15 protein-coding genes are annotated in these 18327 nt (G+C 50.9%); 6 read left to right on the top strand and 9 right to left on the bottom strand.

Translation table 11 applies throughout. The features are described from left to right. The first annotated feature begins 24 nt into the window (after window positions 1–24). A complete protein-coding gene (locus tag P2G88_RS17175) occupies window positions 25–1338 on the top strand; it encodes an SLC13 family permease (RefSeq protein WP_275798310.1) in 1314 nt (437 codons plus the stop codon). Here the strand turns inward: P2G88_RS17175 and P2G88_RS17180 are convergent. The 5 genes from P2G88_RS17180 to P2G88_RS17200 form a co-directional block, all read right to left on the bottom strand. Continuing rightward, window positions 1298–3115 carry an ATP-binding protein gene (locus tag P2G88_RS17180; RefSeq protein WP_275798223.1) on the bottom strand — a complete coding sequence of 606 codons (1818 nt, stop codon included), beginning with the start codon at window positions 3113–3115 and terminating at the stop codon, window positions 1298–1300. The two genes, P2G88_RS17175 and P2G88_RS17180, sit on opposite strands and share 41 nt — an antisense overlap. 145 nt (window positions 3116–3260) lie before the next feature. After that, the gene (locus P2G88_RS17185; RefSeq protein ID WP_275798225.1) at window positions 3261–4451 is read right to left on the bottom strand and encodes an amino acid aminotransferase; all 1191 of its coding nucleotides are present in this window, start codon (window positions 4449–4451) and stop codon (window positions 3261–3263) included. Window positions 4452–4570: 119 nt separating this feature from the next. Next, window positions 4571–5335, bottom strand: coding sequence for an NRDE family protein (locus tag P2G88_RS17190; protein ID WP_275798227.1), 765 nt, complete (start codon window positions 5333–5335; stop codon window positions 4571–4573). Then, on the bottom strand, window positions 5335–6294 hold the full coding sequence (locus P2G88_RS17195) for an FHA domain-containing protein (protein ID WP_275798229.1): 960 nt from the start codon (window positions 6292–6294) through the stop codon (window positions 5335–5337). The genes P2G88_RS17190 and P2G88_RS17195 overlap by 1 nt, the downstream gene beginning before the upstream one ends. Beyond that, window positions 6285–7544 (bottom strand): serine protease, encoded by a 1260-nt coding sequence (locus P2G88_RS17200; protein ID WP_275798246.1) that lies wholly within the window; start codon window positions 7542–7544, stop codon window positions 6285–6287. The genes P2G88_RS17195 and P2G88_RS17200 overlap by 10 nt, the downstream gene beginning before the upstream one ends. A 148-nt stretch (window positions 7545–7692) precedes the next feature. Between P2G88_RS17200 and P2G88_RS17205 the strand changes: the two genes are divergently transcribed. Next, window positions 7693–8289 (top strand): lysophospholipid acyltransferase family protein, encoded by a 597-nt coding sequence (locus P2G88_RS17205; RefSeq protein WP_275798248.1) that lies wholly within the window; start codon window positions 7693–7695, stop codon window positions 8287–8289. 17 nt (window positions 8290–8306) lie between these two features. Beyond that, window positions 8307–9545: a cystathionine gamma-synthase family protein gene (locus P2G88_RS17210; RefSeq protein WP_275798250.1), complete on the top strand. Its 1239-nt coding sequence runs from the start codon at window positions 8307–8309 to the stop codon at window positions 9543–9545. Between the two features lie 63 nt (window positions 9546–9608). On the opposite strand, the gene P2G88_RS17215 is transcribed toward P2G88_RS17210, so the two are convergent. Then, entirely contained in the window at window positions 9609–12113 is a 2505-nt protein-coding gene (locus P2G88_RS17215; RefSeq protein WP_275798252.1) for a CHRD domain-containing protein, read from the bottom strand. A gap of 183 nt (window positions 12114–12296) precedes the next feature. On the opposite strand from P2G88_RS17215, the gene P2G88_RS17220 reads away from it, so the two are divergent. Continuing rightward, window positions 12297–12908, top strand: coding sequence for an NAD(P)H-dependent oxidoreductase (locus P2G88_RS17220; RefSeq protein ID WP_275798254.1), 612 nt, complete (start codon window positions 12297–12299; stop codon window positions 12906–12908). Between the two features lie 140 nt (window positions 12909–13048). On the opposite strand, the gene P2G88_RS17225 is transcribed toward P2G88_RS17220, so the two are convergent. Further along, window positions 13049–13609: a glutathione peroxidase gene (locus P2G88_RS17225; RefSeq protein WP_275798257.1), complete on the bottom strand. Its 561-nt coding sequence runs from the start codon at window positions 13607–13609 to the stop codon at window positions 13049–13051. Window positions 13610–13781: 172 nt separating this feature from the next. Here P2G88_RS17225 and P2G88_RS17230 point away from each other — a divergent pair, with 172 nt between their 5' ends. Continuing rightward, window positions 13782–16271, top strand: a complete 2490-nt coding sequence (locus P2G88_RS17230) for a prolyl oligopeptidase family serine peptidase (RefSeq protein ID WP_275798259.1) — start codon at window positions 13782–13784, stop codon at window positions 16269–16271. A 47-nt stretch (window positions 16272–16318) separates the two neighbouring features. Here P2G88_RS17230 and P2G88_RS17235 read toward each other — a convergent pair whose 3' ends face one another. Both P2G88_RS17235 and rrtA read right to left on the bottom strand, forming a co-directional pair. Continuing rightward, on the bottom strand, window positions 16319–16738 hold the full coding sequence (locus P2G88_RS17235; RefSeq protein WP_275798261.1) for a GFA family protein: 420 nt from the start codon (window positions 16736–16738) through the stop codon (window positions 16319–16321). Then, window positions 16719–17333 carry a rhombosortase gene (rrtA, locus tag P2G88_RS17240; RefSeq protein ID WP_275798263.1) on the bottom strand — a complete coding sequence of 205 codons (615 nt, stop codon included), beginning with the start codon at window positions 17331–17333 and terminating at the stop codon, window positions 16719–16721. Before rrtA ends, P2G88_RS17235 begins: the two co-directional genes overlap by 20 nt. 219 nt (window positions 17334–17552) lie before the next feature. On the opposite strand from rrtA, the gene P2G88_RS17245 reads away from it, so the two are divergent. Further along, entirely contained in the window at window positions 17553–18317 is a 765-nt protein-coding gene (locus P2G88_RS17245) for an enoyl-CoA hydratase (protein ID WP_275798266.1), read from the top strand. Window positions 18318–18327 lie beyond the last annotated feature (10 nt).

An 18327-nucleotide genomic window follows, 5' to 3' on the forward strand; every position in this document is an offset into this window, starting at 1 on the left:
GCGCTGGCCGCTTTGGTTGCCGCAATGTTACTGGCTATCGACTTGCCCACGCCGATGGTGTGGACAGCGGCAATCACCACCCTGGTGGCCAGCTACTGGATAACCGAAGCGCTGCCGATCCCGGCGACCTCTTTGATCCCCTTTTTTGCCTTTCCACTGCTTGGCATACTCAACCATCAGCAAGCGGCCGCCTCCCTTGGTAATCATGTGATCATCTTGCTGATGGGAGCCTTTATGCTCTCTAAAGCCCTGGAGAAATCGACGGTGCACCGGCGTTTTGCCTTCTATATGGTGTCGCTCACAGGAGCCACCAGCGCCAGACGTTTGGTGCTGGGATTTATGCTGACAGCCGCATTTTTATCCATGTGGATCTCTAATACTGCCACCACCTTGATGTTACTGCCTATTGCCCTGGCGGTGATCCAATACGTTGAATGTAAAAAGTTGGCCGCCGCATTGTTACTGGGGATTGCCTATGCCGCGAGTTTAGGTGGGGTGGGGACACCCATTGGTACGCCGCCGAATATTATTTTCCTGAGTGTATACAGCCAGTTGGAAGGCCAGGATATCGGCTTTTTGGAATGGATGCAGTTTGGTCTGCCCATCGTTATTTTAGCGATTCCGCTAATGGCATTATGGCTGACCCGCGGGCTTGGTCAGTTAGAGGGCTTAAAGATGCCTGCGGTTGGTGCCTGGCAGACCCAGGAAAAACGTGTGTTATGGGTGTTTGGCACTGTTGCGATGGCGTGGATCTTCCGCCCTTATTGGAGCGAATTTTTGGGGGTTGATGGTATCGGGGACAGTACTATCGCCCTTGCCGGGGTGGTTGCCATGTTTATGGTGCCATCCGGTGATGGTCAGGGACGCCTACTGGATTGGCCCACCGCCAATGATATTCCCTGGGGGATGCTGTTGCTCTTTGCCGGAGGGATCTGTATTGCCAAAGCCTTTGAAACTTCAGGTTTAAGTGAAGTGATGGGGCAGGGGTTGGGTGCGCTGGCGGATTTGCCCCTGTTTGTGCTGATTTTATGTCTGTGTCTGTTTGTGAGCTTTTTGACAGAGATCACCTCCAATACCGCGACGGCCACCCTGCTGATGCCCATTCTGGCCACGGCTGGTGTCGCGGCGGGCGTCGATCCCAAGCTGTTGATGATCCCGGCAGCCATCAGCGCCAGCTGCGCCTTTATGCTGCCGGTGGCGACGGCCCCCAACGCCATTGTCTACAGCACCGACAAGTTGTCTATTCGGACCATGGCCAAAGAAGGGATGATACTTAACGTGATGGTGGCTCTTGTGGTCAGTGTGGTGATCTATGTTGTGCTGGGGGATGGCGCTTAACCACTACCTGGCGCAAATTGCTGTTTAGTTCAGCTGCAGAGACCGGTTTGGACATGATTTTCCAAAACAGCTGTTCCAAGGCTTCTGTGCCTCTTAAAGCATCAGCAGCCGCAGACACCAGGATCAAAGGAGGGCAGTTATTGCCAAGCACATTGTGCAAATGCTCGGCCAACTGTTGGCCGTCCATCCCCGGCATATGCATATCAATCAGAATCACATCGAAAGGTGGATGGTTCATACTATTTCGCAGAAAATCATCGGCCCCGCTGAATTGTCGGGCTTCAAAGCCTGCCCGCTCAAGCAACAACTGCAGGTAATCCCGACATAGATCCAAATCATCGACGATGGCCACCAGCAATTTTCTGTCACTGACAACAGGTGCTGGCGCAGGTGGTGCACTGACGATTTCAATTGGCAGGGTTAAAGTGAAACAGCTGCCTTGTTTGGGAATACTTTGTACTTCAATCTTGCCGTGCATCAGCTCGATGATGGACTTGCCCAAGGCCAGCCCCAATCCCGAACCACCGTATTCACGGGTGCTGGAATTATCCACCTGATGGAATTTGTCGAAGATATGCTGTTGTTGTTCTTTGGAAATGCCGATGCCGCTGTCTTCTACTTCTACAACAAGGTTATCTTGACCTGCTTGTTTCAGCAGTTTAACCCTGACTTCAATACCGCCGTCTGAAGTGAATTTGAGCGCATTACTCAATACAATATTGAGCAGCTGCTCCAGGCGCTGGCCATCGGTGACTACCATTTGCGGCAACGCTGATTCTGCCTTGTAGCGAAAATCTAATTCTTTTTGTTGGCACTTAACAGCAATGGGGGCCAGGCAACCGTCCAGGATTTTAGGAAGCATCACCGGTTGGGGATTGAGCTTCAGATTTTGTTGTTCCAGGCTGGAGAGATCGAAAATATCGGTGATAAGGCTGAGTAACTGTTTTCCTGCCTCTTTCGCATTATTTAAAAAGTTTTGTCTTTTTTCTTCATTTTGCACCTGTTGGGCCAGTTCCAACATACCCATGACGCCGTTCAGAGGGGTTCTGAGTTCATGGCTCATATTGGCCATAAATTGGGATTTAGCTGCATTGGCAAGCTCGGCTTCAAGTCTGAGTTTTTCGGCCCGCTCTTTTTCTGCCTGGGCTTTCTCAAACTCAAGTTGCAGGCGCTTTTCCATGGGATAGAACAGGTAGGCTCCGGTGAGGACAAGCACCAACAGTGTCAGCAGCCAGAGCCCGATAACCAAATGATAGATGTCAGTAATTCTCTGCTCTGCCTCGGTTTCAAATTGACTGACCACTTTATCCAGGTCGAGTAACAATGGACGGGTATATTCTTGCTCAAACAATGGCCAGTCAACAGTCTGAGGCTGGTGGTGATTAAGCAGGGTATATCCACCTTCTATGTAGGTCTGTACACGCTGGTCCAAGCTTGGCTCGCCTTCAAAATATAACTCGCGTAGTGTCAGCGAGAGCTCACGCTCGCGATTCACCTTTGCCTGGGTCAGCTCCCGATGGTTTAGCTCAAATCGTTCCAGAGCCTGGCGCAGGGCGTAATAGACATTGGCTTCCGCCTGCCGATTGATAATACGATTGGCGTGCAATGCAATCTTTTGTGACAGCATTCGCTGCATCCCGGCAATGTTGATGATGTTGGCGTCATCACTTTTATTGCTGAGTAATAATGCAGTCAGACCGGTGGTAAGAGTGACCAAGGCGGCAATTAGCACAAGCGCACCGATATAGTATCGGCGTATTCGGGTACGTAGGCTCAACGACTCTCGCTCCTTCGGATGTCTGTTACTTAGTCTAGAGAATCGTTGCAACTTATCTACTGAAATGAATAGTGTTTTTCAGACTGCACTGATTTTTAGCCAATAAAAAAGCCTGCAATCGCAGGCTTTTACCATTGTCAGGGGGTTACAGCACTGCGGCCAGCGCTTTGGCCACATAACCAACGTTTTCGGTATTGATGCCAGCAACATTCACCCGGCTGGAGTCCACAAAGTAGATGCCGAACTCGCTACGCATCTTCTGCACTTGCTCGGGACTGATGCAAAGGTAAGAGAACATGCCTTTTTGCTGGGTAATAAAGTCGAAATCACGGCTTACGCCTTGCTCTTTGACTTTAGTGGCAAGCAGACGGCGTAGGGTTTGCATACGCTCACGCATTTCAGTCACTTCCGCTTGCCATTGGGCATTCAGGTCACTGCTGTTAAGGATGATATCCACCAATGCGCCACCGTAGGAAGGCGGCATGGAGTAAATCCCCCGGGCTACGGATTGAATTTGGGTTTGCAGGGCATTTTTAACCTGACTATTGGCGCCGATAAGGGCCGCCAGACCCACTCGTTCACGATACAGACCGAAGTTTTTGGAGCAGGAAGCCGCGATGATCACTTCCGGTAAGTTATCTGCCAGCAGGCGCAGGCCATAAACATCTTCTTCCAGACCATCGCCAAAGCCCTGATAGGCAATATCCAAAAACGGCAGGAATTCTCTTTGCTGGGCCAATTCCAGTACCTTGTGCCACTGCTCTTTGGTGAGATCGGCACCGGTAGGGTTATGGCAGCAGCCATGCAGCAATACCACATCGCCTTTGTTCACTTTCTCAAGACAAGCGACCATGGCGTCGAAATTGATGCTGGCCTGCTCCTTGTTGAAATAGGGATAGGTTTCAATCTTCAGGCCGGCGCTACCGATAAGCGGAATATGGTTGGCCCAGGTAGGATCGCTGACCCACACGGTGGGATTGCCACCCGTGCGTTTTAATAACTCGGCAAGAATACGCAGGGCGCCGCAGCCGCCGGGAGCTTGCACTGCCGCAACCCGGTTTTCCAACAGGGTGCGATGGCTTTTACCCAATAACAGTTCCAACATGCCGGAGATAAAACCCGGTACACCTTGCGGGGCGATATAGACTTTTGAGTCTTCGTTGGCCAGCAGGATCTTCTGCGCCTTGGCCACGGAGCCCAAAATTGGCGTGCGTCCCAGCTCATCCTTATAGACGCCAACGCCCAGGTCTACTTTATTGGGGTTGGTGTCTTGCTTAAACGCGGCGGAGAGCCCCAAAATGGGGTCGGCAGGTAACTGTGGAAGCACTTCTAGCATGGGTATCCCTCAACTGTTTGGGCCTTGAAGTCAGGCAAGAGTTTGCGGACCTCATTATGCCAGTCACGGCGGGAATTTCGAGTAGTTGTGGGAAATATCTTATGGCAGTTTGTCTGTTGCTATATCAAGGCGAACTCAGTGCGAAATTCCCGGGTTAATTGCGCTTCCTGATTAAAGCTGCGTTCATGCCACAGACAGTGGCCTGCTTTATCCACTAACAACAAGGTGGATGAGCGTGTGCCATAGGTTTGTCCACGGATAAAGATGGACGAAAGACGCCTTTCCCAATCCAATTCCACCCCGGTATTGGGAAGCTGGTGATCTTCAGCCTGACGTTCCTGTCTGAGCAATTCGAACAGATGCTCTGTGTTTAGATTCGATTTCTCACAGTACTGGCCAAGGGCCCTTACACCCCATCCGGTTTTGGGCCAGGGACTATGAATATCAGCATTGGAAAGACCATAAATACCGGGTCCCAGGGGCTGAAAATCATCCAGATGGTTGTTATACACGCCAAGATTACGCCAGCTGCCAAAGAGCAGGTTGTAGCCGTTAAAATCCTGTCTGTGCTGGCGTAATGTTGCCAGATAGCCCGGCATATCTGCTCTGTTTTTAAGATAATCGGCGACCAGATCCCCCCGACTTTGACGATCGGCCATCACAGAGGCCGGATGGCGGATATTGGTCAGTGCCGCAATCCGCCCATCCATGGTCATGCCCATCCAAGTGCCGCCGGCCTGTAAATCCCGTCCGGCCAGCAGGGTGGGGTGACTTTTCCAGAAGCCCGAGGCCGCCGTGGGGCGGGCAAAGAACTCATCGCGGTTGGCTGCCAAAATCAGCGCATAACGCGGATGCTGATCAATGGCGATAAACAATATGCACATCAGGGCTTGTCCCGCTGTGCTTTGGTGCGTTGATACAATGCATCGGTCTGTTCGATAAAGTCATCCACTTGCATGCCCTCTCCCAGCGAATAGCCGGGCTGCATAATGCTAAAGCGATATTGCGGCGACGGTGAAAAGCTTGCTTGGTTGAGTTGTTTCCAGCCGAGTAACAATGACAGCATGATAAGGGTGGCGCCCAGAGCGATACGATTGCGCCTGGCCAGCGACTGATGGAAGGCAATTAGCAGACTCGTCCATAGCAATACAAAGAACAAACCGCCCGCGACCAGCGTTTCTACCCAGTACCATAAAGGCAGTTGCGGAAAGTTGAATTGCAGCCAGCGATTTAACCAGGACAATGCCAGCCCACAAAGGGCCACTGACCATAACAGCGCAAATTGGTTGGTCAAACGCGCATCCTGTTTATATAACCTGGCCAGCAAACCAAATAGAAGTGGCCATACCGACAGCACCACAAATTCGCCCAGTAGGCGGGGGACCAGGCTACTGAACTCAAACTCTTTAAAGGTATGGGTGTAGGTTTGATAGCTAAGGCTCGCCGCGTACAGCAGAGCAATCAGCAGGGCAAAACGCCAATCAGACAAAAAGGCGAGCTTTGCCTCGACCACACTTAATCTTAGGGTGGGTGCTACTTTTGCGTGACTGTCAAACAAGCGTAACCGCGTTTTGCCTAAGGTCAGCACATCTTCAGGCATAACCTTGGCCTCTACACAAGGCTTGCCATTGACTAACATGCCATTCATTGAACCCAAATCCCGGACCAGAATGGTGCCGTCCTCTGGCTGCGTTTCAATCAGTATGTGTTCGGCGCAGACATAAGGGTCCTGCAGGCGGATGTCATTGCCATAGCCGCGGCCCACCGAAACGCTGGGCTTATCGAAACGGTAATGGGTCATTTGCCGATTATCGCCCGACAGGCGCTCAATCACTATTGCCATGCCAGCGCCTCCAAAAATCGTTGACTGAAGGCCTGACTCAGCTCGCGGGTGACACCCGCTAAGGTAAAGTGGCTGATAAGGCCTTGATTTTCTCGATCGTAACTGGCCCCTAATATCAGTACGTCGTACAGTTCCGGAAAGGCCTGATAGCTGCGGGTACAGAACAGCAGACGCACTTGCATCTGTTGCTGATTCTGAATGCGCTGCTGTTCACAGGCAAAGTTAGTCACATCCTCTTTACCCGCATTGTTGCCGGGATGTACCGATTGCAGACTTTGTTCAAACAGATTGTAAAAGGCGGCGCTGCTGAGCTTTTCTGAACTTAACCATTCATATTCCATCTCCATACTGCCGGTACGCAGACTGTTATGCAGGTAAATTTCTTCGTCTAAACGACAGCGTTTTTGCACGGTCAGGAAAAAAGCATTTTGATCATTACTGTTGGAATCGCCCCAACAAGGCAGAAAATCCACTACCTCTCCGGCGACTTTGGCTTGACCTAATGAGGCCAGCGGCCAGGACTGGGCAGTAAATGGCGCTAATAAGCGCTGTTGGTTTTCAAGTAACTGGCTTTGAATATCGACCATAAAATCTTGGGGCGTAGGCTCTTGTGCTCTTTCTACCAATGCAGTGAGGGGCATTAAGGGGACTAAAAATCCAATTTGGTTACCGGCCGTGGCCACATTGACGCCAATCACTTCGCCATCTTTGTTTACTGTAGGTCCACCGCTCATCCCGGGGTTGATTGAGCCGGTGAAGTGGATCTTGGCATTGAAGCTGTTTTTCTTCAGACCGTTATAAGTCCCGGGCACCACGATCATGCCCAGATCGTGGGGGTTACCCAGAGAGTAGATATTGTCGCCCTGAGAAGGCAAGCCAAGTGCCAGATTAAAGAATTCGGTGCCTGGATTGGCAATTCTGACTAGCGCTAAGTCATTAACCACATCCACATGGACTAAATTGAGTTCGCCCGTTTCACCGTTTTGTGCCTGGTACTCCATCCGATATTTTTGCGGGTAAAAGACGGCATCAGAGACTACGTGATAATTAGTGACCACTAATCCATCGGCACTAACCTGAAAGCCCGAACCAATAGAGGACTTGTTGCCGGATTCAAGCTCAATCATGCGAATTTGATAGAGGGCGGGTTGATGGTGGCCAAAAAGTTGTTTGGCATTGTCCTGAGCACTGGTGAGCGTAGAGCCTAGCACCATCAGAACAGCGACCAGACGCAGTAAAAAGTGTTTCAAAAAACATTCCTTATTATTTACTTAACCTCATTGTGCCCCACTAGAAGCCGATGAGAAAGACAAAGGTCGACAGATTGCGCGCTAAGGGCTCGACATCGATGACGGGCTCAGACAAACTGCAAAACATAGTAAAAATGCCGTTATCATCATGGAAAATCCACTGAATATTCCCGTAATTGGTGACAAACCACCCAGACAAGGTAATGCCTTCACTTTTTGGTTGGGTTGTACTGTGCTCAGACTATTGGGCTGGCGAATGGAAGGCCAATGGCCCAACGAGGCAAAGCTGGTGGCGTGCGTGGCGCCCCATACCTCTAACTGGGACTTTATTGTGGCGCTGGCTACGGCATTTGCCCTTAGAATGAAAATCTCGTTTTTAGGCAAACATAGTTTGTTTGTCGGACCTCTGGGTTGGTGGATGCGCCGTATTGGCGGTATCGCGGTGGACAGGCGTTCAACCCATGGCGTGGTGCAGCAAGTTGCGGAGGTGATCAGACAGGCAGACGGTTTGGTCCTTGGCGTTGCGCCGGAAGGAACCCGTAAAAAAGTGGAACATTGGAAAACCGGCTTTTTGCATATTGCTCGTGAATCGGGTGTACCCGTTATGCTTATATATTTGGATTATAAGAAAAAAGTGATTGGATTTGGTCCTTTACTAAAAATAGGGGATGATTTAGCCGTAGAGATGGCTAAAATCAGAGGCTTCTATGCCAAGGTGCATGCGAAGCATCCGCACCTGGCTTAATAATCGAGGGGATATCCGTGGAATTCAAAGGCTTTACCACTAAATTGGTGCATGCAGATCGGTTGCTGAATCAACCGCAAGACGGCGCCGTGCACCAGCCAAGCTGCAACTCGGTGTTGTTTGAGTACAAGCGCGTGGAAGAGCTGGTGGATATATTCCAGGGACGACAGGCAGGACATGCGTATTCGCGCCAATCGAGCGGCTCCATCGATGCCCTGCAGAACATGTTAAGTCACATGGAAGGCGGCATCGGCGCGCTGACCTTTGCTTCGGGTATGGCCGCGATTACCACCAGTTTATTGTCTTTGCTAAAGCAAGGTGATCACCTGATCCTAAGCCAGTTCCTGTTTGGCAATACTAACAGCTTCGCCCATACCTTGAGGGGCTTTGGTATTGAGGTGTCATTGGTGGATGTGACCGATGTCACTCTGGTGGAAGCCGCCATTAAACCCAATACCCGCGCGGTGTATTTGGAAACCATCGCTAATCCGGTGACCCAGGTTGCGGATTTGGCTGCCATTGGCGCACTTTGTGCCCAAAAAGGCATTCTCTATATGGTGGATAACACCATGACCCCGGCCTATTTGTTTGACGCCAAAGAAGTTCAGGCCTCATTGCTGGTCGGTTCGCTGACCAAGTATATTGCCGGTCACGGCCATGTGCTGGGCGGTGCGGTGATTGATACCGGCTTATATGACTGGACGCGTTTCCCCAATATCAATCCGGCTTATCAGTCGCAACCTGCTCATCTTTGGGGACTGATTCAAATTAAAAAGAAGGGGTTGCGCGATATGGGCGGCTGTCTCACGCCACAATCGGCCCATGCCATTTCCGTGGGCATGGAAACCCTGGCGCTACGCTTGGCGCGAAGCTGCGAGAATGCCATAAAGCTGGCCAACTTTTTGAGTAACCATGAGAAGGTGGCAAAAGTCTATTATCCGGGGCTGTGTGATCATCCCCAGCACCAATTGGCCCGTCAGCACTTTAAGCATTATGGCGGCATTATGAGTTTTGACCTCAAACCCGGTTATGATTGCTTCGCGTTTTTAAATAGTTTGAAACTGGTGCTCAATGCTACTCATTTAGGCGATACCCGCACGCTGGCGATCCCCGTGGCCCATACTATTTATTACGAGATGGGCGCCGAGCAGCGGTCGAAAATGGGGATCAGTGACAATATGATCCGCTTGTCTCTGGGCATTGAAGATATTGATGATATTGTTGATGACTTTGCTAAAGGTCTGGATGCCTTGTAATAGATGAAAAAGCGGGCCCGCAATGGAGCCCGCCAAGATTTCCCGCATTAGGCGCTTAGAGGATTAGTCGAAACCCAGGGTGATCTGACCCCGGATCTCCCCGTTGGGATAAGCATCTGAGTGGAAATTCACGTACAAGCCGGATGATTGCATCAGACTTTGCTGAGCATCATCGAGGGTGGCGGACAGGGTCCATGTTGCTGCCTCTGGATTTGAGAACGGCAATACCACCGGGCCATTCTCACCCACCGCCCCTGCGTGAATGTGCGCCATGGTAGGGGTCATATCCGCCACTTGCATGTTGGCGATGATTTCCCCGGTCAGGGTGTTTAGAGTAATGGCGCCCACAGCGCTGGCGTCGGTGGTAACGGCCGGCACCTCTTCAGCGCCAGACGCGACAACCCCATACACTTGAATATTACCAGCGGTGATCTGGCCACGTAATTCGCCACCGGGGTTTGCCGGTGTATGCACATTTACATAATGGCCACCTGCTACCAGCCTCGCCGCATTCTCGGCATCCACAGTGGCGCCTGCTGGGGTATGCCAGCGATTTGCATCAGCCGCGTCTTGTTCAAGTGTTACATAGACAGGCCCGTTTTCACCCGCATAACCGGTGTGAATATGGGCCATAGTGGCATCAGAAACCCCTTCGGTTATCACAGAGAGATTAACCGCCAGTGTCTGCGTATTCAGCGTAGCGTAGCCAAAGCCTGAAGCAGGGGTGGTTACACGGGGAATTTCCTGGTTGCCACTTAACTCAAATGTGACCACGGCGGTATTCTGGTCGACGATTTGTCCACGCACTTCACCGCTGGGGTTGGCTTCGGTATGCACATTGAGATACCACTGCCCACTTTGCAGTGCAGAGATTTGTTCGCCAGTAATTGCGGTGGCTTCGAGGCTAAAAGTACCGTCGCCATCATTGGTCAGGGGAAAGGCAACGGGGCCATTGGTACCAATGCTACCGTCATGTACGTGGGCGGCGGCGACGCCGGACACATTGCTGGCATCCAGGTCAACACGAAACAGATGGTTGGTAATATCCAGCTCGACAATGGCAGTAGCCGTCGCCTCTGTCATAACGGCAGGTACTTCCTGGGCGCCACTAAGGCTTACATTGAAGGTTTGTTCGGCACTAAAGACCACTGGCTCTGGCTGTGCATCATCAAACAACGCCACTTGTGGCGGTAAGCCGCCGTCAGTAGCATCCAATGCAATCGCCGTGGCCACTTGTCCGGCGCTAAAATCCAGCATCAGAGGACCGATGGCCGCTTCTTTACTGCCGGTACCGGTGACAGTGACATAGTAGCTACCTTCCGCCAACTCCACATAGCCGGTGGTGGCCAGTACCGGCGAGCTGAAGGGCACGGCGGTAAATGCGGGGGTATCATCGGAAATATCATCATCGGCCGTGACATAAATATCCACCTCACCGGCTGAAGGCGATGCATGCACAATGCGCACTTTGGCGGCAGTTGCCAAAGGTCTCGCATCGTCATCAAGTACGGCCAGGGCGATATCGGACAACGCATTGTGGGCAATCACTGTGGCTATCTGACCTTGATTGAGGGTGAGCTCTGCATCGTCAATAACGACCAGGCTGTTATCGGCATCGGCCACTACGTCCACTAAATAGGTACCGGCTGGCACAGGTAAAAAGCCGCTATCGTCTGGAAAGGCCAGGCCGTCCAGTTGTGGAGCAGTGGGAGTGGCAGCATTATTGATCAGCACATCAACTGCAGGGGCATCGGCCACGCCATGCACCACACGTAAATGGGCACCGCCATCGGCATCCCAGACTTTGCCTGCACCGCTACTGTCGATGGCCAGCAGGGTCACAGGGGAATCGCCGGCACCTACATTATCGGTGGCAGCAACCAACAGATCGGCGCCATCAGGTAAGGTCAATGTGTCAGAGTCAAACACTACATCCAGGGTGCCTGCCGGGGTAATTCTGACCCGGTAGTCGCCTGCGGGGACTTCAGTCTGGGCACTAAACTCTTTAAAGGAAAGGGTGGCAAGGGCAGCAGATGCCTGGAGTTCGGCATCTGGCGCAGTCACATAGATGTCGACCATAGGTGCATTGGCGGCGCCATGCAGGACCTGCACCCTGGCATTACCTGCCGTAACCGCTGTCTCGTCATTTTCAATAATAAGGGGTTCGATAGTCGCCACGTTGCCGACGGCCAATACATCATAGGTCTTGCCCCCCATAAAACTTAAGTCAGCCGGGCCAATCACCGGCGTAGTCATTTGCCCCGGCAATCTGGCATCTACCTGAATGCTATAGCTGCCTTCGTCAATAGTCAGCCAGCCAGATGAAACCTGGTAGTCGACGTTTTCAAGACCAGCCAGCAAGGCGCCATTGGCCAGTATATTCACCGCAGGTGCATCGGCCACTGCGTGGGTAATTCTTACGTTAGTTTGGGGGGTTGGGTCCGGAGTCGGTGTTGTTGGTGGCTCCGGTACCGGCGCGGTGGTGTTATTGTCATCATCGTCAAGCCAACAGCCGCTTAACAGCACGGGGATGGCGCACACAGTCAGTATCTTGCTGATTCCTCTCATGGAGTTTTCCTCACAGTGGTTGAGCACCAAGCTGTACGCCGGGGAAAAAATCGGGGATCAGAAATTTTTTTTGGTGATATTTTTAGTTTTCGAATAATTCGAAAAATTGTGGCGAAAATATGCGATTTTATTTCTTTTTTAGTTGCCTAAAATCTCCTTCATCAACTTCGCAGGAGAAACGCCATGAAAAAATTGCTACTCGTTAACACCAGCATCAATGGTGACCAAGGTAACTCGGCTAAATTGGCCCATCAATTTGTAAAACAACTTGCTGACAACCTGACGCTGTCAGTCACAGAGCGCGACCTGATGGCCGATGATCTGCCACATTTGAGTACCGGTGAAATGCAGGCATGGATGACACCCGTCGCTGAGCGCTCTGAGGCACAGCAGAAACTTTCCGCTTTATCAGATCGCTTGATTGAAGAGGTCAAAAGCGCAGATGTCATCGTTATTGGTATGCCAATGTACAATTTTGGGGTGCCTTCTGTGTTTAAAGCCTGGATTGACCGCATCGCCCGTGCCGGTGTGACCTTCAAATACACAGAGCAAGGCCCTGTGGGCTTGATTGAGGGCAAAAAAGTCTATGTGATTGCCGCTCGCGGTGGCTTGTATGCCGGTACACCGAAGGACAGCCAGACCCAATATATCAAGGATGTAATGGCGTTCTTAGGCCTGGCAGACGTGGAATTTGTGTATGCAGAAGGTCTGGCCATGGGGCCGGAAGCAGCGAACAAAGGATTTAATGCAGCAAATGAAAAAATTTTGGAACTAATTGAAAAAGAGGTTGCCTAAATTTTTGCAGTGAGTGAAGGCTTTCAGCCTTTGCAAAAGTGTGTTCCTAGTTGAGTGTGCTCTTATGCCCCACCTCCCGGTGGGGCTTTTTTTATTCTAAGAACCGTTACACCATGCCTCTAGCCAGGTTATACCAGTTATCAGCCTTTGACTTCGCTGTCCTGGTTAAGGGTTTTCTCCAGAGTTTCAATAAAGTCCTTGTCCTGTGGCTTGGTAAAGGAACTGTAGGACTCCACCACCTCGCCATTGGCGTTTACCAGATATTTATAAAAGTTCCACTTCACTGAGGTGCCGGATTTGGCTTCGAGCATGCGGTAAAGGGGATCGGCATCATCGCCGCGCACCGCCATGGGTTCAAACATGGGGAACTTGACCCCATAGGTCAGTTCACACAGCTCAGCCGTTTTGCTTTCACTGTCTGCTTCCTGATTAAAGTCATGGGAAGGGAAGCCTAAAACCACTAAGCCTTTGTCCTGGTAATCAGCATAGAGTTTTTCCAGCCCTTCAAATTGTGGGGTGAAGCCGCAGTAACTGGCAGTATTAACGAAAAGTAAGGTTTTGCCTTGGTATTCGTCACACAGGTTGACGGTATCCTGCGAGTTCAGCTTGCGTTTGACAAACTTCAGCAGGTCGGGGCATTGGTTGGCCGATACACCAGCTGTCGCCAAACTCAAAATCAATGCCAATAAACGTATTTTCATGGTGTTCCCTCTGTTGTTCGGGTAATTAAGGGCGATTTTCGCGAAGACTGACGCTGATGTTACGCTGATTTGTCAAAGAAGATCATCAGGTTTGCGCTGGTTATCGGCTTTGCGGTTTAATAGGGTTTTAGTCTGTATGTTTCGCCCCCGCTTACTAGGGAATAATAACAAGATGCAAAAATTCACCAAGACGCTGCTGATCACTCTGATCAGTGCCGGCCTTAGCGCTTGCGCTGCTACCTCTCAACCTCCGGTCACCAGCAGTGCTCCCCAAGTGGAGGCCGAACCTGTTGCTATTGTCCAATCGAGCCCGGCCTTAGGCCAAAACGGAGAGATAGTGCTTGAGCAGATCATGGCCGACCCTGATTGGATTGGCCGCGAGCCTCAAAATGCCTATTGGGCATTGGATAGTCAGCATATTCGCTACCAGCGTAAAATGGCCGGCAGCCCGGTCCTGGAGTTGTACCAGACCGCACTAGGCACTCCTGGCAATGGCAACGCCATAGACTTGTCTGACTTGCACAAAGCAGACAATGCTACCCGCGTTTTCAATCAAGATGCCACCAAAGCCGCGTGGGTGTTTGAAGGCAATCTGTTTGTAAAAGATTTGGCAACGGGCATGGTCACCCAACTGACCCAACAAGATGCTCAGGTACAAGCACCTCAGTTTTTACTGGATGGGCGCCTTGCGTACCGTTTGGGCAATGCCTTCTTGGCCATCGATCTCAGTACTGGCATCAGCCGCCAGGTTGTCAGTTGGAAATTCGCCGACAAGCCTAAGGCGGTGCAGGAACCCAAGGACTATCTTGCCAAAGAGCAGTTGCAGTTGATTGAAACTGTGGTCAAGGAGCGTGCCGAGAGACAGGCCCATTTTGAGCGCAGGCAGGCAATAAAGGCCGCGAACAGCAGCCTGGTGCCTGAGCCATTCTACTTTGATAGTAAGTTTGTCACCGCTGAGGCCAGTCTTTCCCCAGATGGCAAGCGTTTGGTACTAGCCATCGAGGAAGACAAACCCTCCCGCTCTGAAAAAGACATCATGCCTAACTACATTGGCGAAGATGGTCGCATTAAATCCGAAGCAGTGCGTCGCATGGTGGCCGAGGCAGAGCCGAATAAACAAGCGTTGTGGTTGCTGGATCTGGAAAAAGGCACACAATCTGAGTTGAGCTTTGCCAGCCTGCCTGGCTATAACGAGGATGTGCTGGCAGCGGTTAAAAAAGAAAACGCCGCAGCCGAGGGCGAGACTTATCAAAGCAATCGTCTGCCAAGAGATATCGGCCTGATTACCGATTGGTACTGGACCCAAAGCGCCATTCGCTGGCACAACAATGGTCGTCAGGTGGCGGTGATGCTAAAGGCCTGGGATAACAAGGATCGCTGGATTGCTACCGTCGATTTTCGTAAGAACAGCCTGGTCAGTCAGCATCGACTGCATGACGATGCCTGGATCAACTACAAGTTCAACAGTTTTGGCTGGCTTAACAATAGCGAAACCCTGTACTTCTTATCTGAGCAATCTGGATATGCCCACTTATATAAGAAAACCTTAAATACCAAAGAGCAGGCGCTGACCTTTGGTCGCTATGAGGTGGATGATTTAACCCTGACCCGTGATGATCAGTACATTTATTTCAGGGCCAATATTAAGCATCCGGGGATTTATGAGGTATACCGGGTCAGCCTGACAAATGGTGACATTCAAGCAATGACCGATATGGGTGGTAACAACCTGTATGTGCTCAGTCCTGATGAACAGAAACTGCTTGTTAATCATAGCACTGTCACCATGCCTCCAGAGTTGTATGTGCAACAGGCGGATGTGGGCGCCAAGCCGGTTAAATATACCGATACGGTCAGCGACGCCTTTAAAGCGATGCCCTGGAGTGCGCCGCAGATAGTGCCAGTGCCCTCCAGCCACAGCCAGCAACCGATTTATGCCAAGCTGTATTTACCCGAAGGCTATCAAGAGGGTGAAAAGCGCAAGGCAGTGATTTTTAATCACGGTGCCGGTTACCTACAAAACTCTCATTTGGGATGGTCCGTTTATTTTCGTGAGTTTATGTTCCACAGCATGCTGGTACAGCAGGGCTATGTGGTGATGGACATGGATTACCGTGCATCACAGGGCTATGGGCGTGATTGGCGAACCGCTATCTATCGTCAAATGGGCACCCCGGAAATCCAGGACTTGCGTGATGGGGTAAGCTATATGGTGACGAATGCCAATGTGGATGAGCAGGGTGTTTGTACCTATGGCGGCTCCTACGGCGGCTTTATGACCTTTATGGCACTTTTCACCGCTCCGGATCTGTTCCAGTGTGGTGCTGCGCTACGCCCCGTGACCGATTGGGCTTATTACAATATTCCTTACACTTCCAACATCCTCAATACGCCCGATGTGGATCCTATTGCCTATCAGCGTAGCTCGCCCATCTACTTCGCCGAAGGTTTGCAGAAGCCGCTTTTGATCAATGCCCCGATGGTGGACAACAACGTATTCTTTGTGGATGTGGTGCGATTGGTGCAGCGTTTAATCGAACTGGAAAAGCAGGACTTTGAGACCGCCATCTACCCGGTAGAATCTCACGGTTTCCGTCAGCCCAGCTCCTGGCTGGATGAATACCGACGCATTTATAAACTCTTCCAAGAGAACTTACACTAACAAGAAAGGCCCCAAAGTTCGGGGCCTTTTAGTTTCTGGTGGAGAATTTACTGGTTGGCGTTAAAAGCCGCGAGAACCTCTTCACCAGTCATCATCTTGGTGTGATTAGCGAAGTGGTAGTAGGGCGGTTTCTCATCGACGAAAATCTGATGGTCAAACACAAATTCGTTGTTATCGCCAAACAGACCGGCAGAAAGAATGTACTGCCCGTTAGCCTTTAAAAAATAATAAAGCGCGCTGCCGCAAGATTTACAAAAGCCACGGCTGGCCCATTCAGAAGATTCATATTCACCAATGTTGCTGAGATCTTCAAAGGTTACGTCTTTGCCCGCATCCACCGCAAAAAATGGACCGCCTACCCAAGCCCGGCACATACTGCAATGACACACGCCGAGTTTAGTATCCACATTGGCTGATATCTTGACTGCGCCGCAAAGGCACTGACCCTTAAGCTGCTTCTTTTCCATGTCTTTCTCCTTTTTCAAAACACCAGCGCAGGATCCACATCAGACCCAACACTGTGCCGGTCAGGGCCCCAAACAGGTGTGCGTCGGTGGCCACCGTAGCACCAATTAAGCTCTCTACGTCCTGGCTGGGGCCGACCCAAGTTTCATAGCCTATTTTCAGCCAGATACCGAGGATTAATATGTAACCGCTTTTGAGACCATGGCGAATATCCATCAACGCCCCCCAGGCAAACAAGCCGTGCAATGCACCCGATAGCCCCACATACCAGCTCATTTGCGGCGTCCACCAGTAAAGACCGATCGTTGCCCCCAAAGCACAAGCCATTAGCAGCAATATGAAAGGAAGGGGACGGTAGTAGTCTCCGTGTAGACCCCAAAGTAACAACAGGCCAGCTGCATTCAGGAGCAGGTGATAGCCATTGGTATGCAGAAAATTTCCAGTCAGCAACCGCCACCACTCACCTGTTTGCATGGCAATACGGTCATAAGCCAACCATTGGCTGCTGGCAGGCTCAAACCCGTACAACAACGCAGAAATAGTGAGAATGATAAGTGGCCCAAGCCAGAAGCGGGGAGCCAACGGGAGATTTAGCATGGTTCATCTTCTTTGTTTTGATTCACTGAGTTTAACCTGACTGCGAAGCAGGAGGCAAAACGCCAAGCCGCTGTTTGTGCAACAAAAAGTGACTGCTTTATGAGAGCAAGATAAACCTAACTTAGGCCTCTGTCCGGCATTCTTGAAAGATAGCCATGTTTGAGCACGCCTGTTAAAGTGCTCTGCAAGGCGAAAGCCAATCAGAATATGAGGATACCCATGTCATACATCCAGCATCATATCGAAAATCACGTATTGCATATCCAAATGAATCGGCCACAAAAGAAGAACGCATTGTCTTTTCAGATGTATGGTCAGATGGCTGATCTTATCTTAAGCGTCACCGAGACGCCTGAAGTGCGGGCGGTCTTGCTCAAAGGCGATGGGCGGGATTTCACTGCGGGTAATGATTTGGCCGATTTCGCCGGTGCGCCTGGCCATGAACAGCTTGGTGAGACGGTACGTTTTATGAATGCGTTAATGGAATGTCATTTACCGGTGGTGGCGCAGGTGCAGGGATTGGCCGTGGGAATTGGCACCACCATGTTGCTGCACTGCGATTTGGTCTATTGCGCTGAAGATAGCCGTTTTTGTCTGCCATTTATTAATCTGGCATTAGTGCCGGAGTATGCATCGAGCTATTTGTTGCCGCGATTAGTGGGACATAGAAAGGCTGCTGAATGGTTAATGCTGGGCGAGCCTTTCGATGCTACGGAAGCGCTGCATTTCGGTATCGTAAATAAAGTCCTGCCAGTGGCCACTTTGCAACAAGAAGTTGATAGCGTGCTTGGCAAACTGGTCAGCAAGCCTCATCAAGCCATGGCATTTACCAAATCATTGCTCAAAGCCAATCAAGATGAGGTGGCTGTACATATTAATGATGAACTTGACCTCTTTATTGAACAGTTGGGAACACCGGCTGCTCGAGAAGCCTTTGCTGCGTTTATCGAAAAACGTCGTCCCGATCCCAAGATTTACAACTGAGTTGGAGGGA

The sequence above is a fragment of the Aliiglaciecola sp. CAU 1673 genome (genome assembly GCF_029223185.1).
Taxonomy (GTDB): Bacteria; Pseudomonadota; Gammaproteobacteria; order Enterobacterales; family Alteromonadaceae; genus Bowmanella.